The organism is Pararobbsia alpina (assembly GCF_902859895.1).
Classification (GTDB): domain Bacteria; phylum Pseudomonadota; class Gammaproteobacteria; order Burkholderiales; family Burkholderiaceae; genus Pararobbsia; species Pararobbsia alpina.
Window position 1 is genome coordinate 1 of record NZ_CADIKM010000226.1, and the last position, 583, is coordinate 583.

Annotated in this window: 1 protein-coding gene; it reads left to right on the forward strand. The window is 62.6% G+C overall.

Going from position 1 to position 583, the window contains the following annotated elements; genetic code table 11:
* Positions 1-583: hypothetical protein (locus tag HV670_RS30405; protein WP_175108598.1), on the forward strand; the 583-nt coding region annotated here is incomplete at both ends.

Genomic DNA, 583 nt, shown 5'->3' on the forward strand with positions numbered 1-583 from the left:
CTGGGTGTGCGGCAACATCAGCAGCGGCGATGGCGGCGGCATGGCTCACTTTGGCTTCAGCTACGGCGGAGACATCTCGCACAACTGGATCCTCTTCAACCAGAGCAACAATCCGACGTTGCCCACTTACGGTGGCGGCATCATCGCCCAGGGTGTGCCGCCGGATGGCACGTTCTGCGAAAACTCGCCGGTGGACATCGACTGCGCGCCGCAACTCTCCGACGGCGTCGGCCCGGACCTCACGATCGACGGCAACCTGATTGTCGGCAATACCGCCGAAAGCGGTAAAGGCGGTGGCTTGCGCTTGCAGAACATCAACGGCACGGATGTGCAACGTAGCCCGAATAACCGTAACGCCTGGTACGCGGTCAGCGTGACCAACAACATCATCGCGAACAACGTGGCAGGCTGGGCGGGCGGCGGCGTGTCGCTGCAGGACGCGGTGCGAGTGAGCTTCATCAACAACACGGTCATCTCGAACGACTCGACGTCGTCAGCGGGTGTGTTGTTCAACACTGCGCTGGCCGCGCAAGCGAATGTCGGGCCGCCGAACTGCACGACTGTGGGGGCCAATACGACGTGC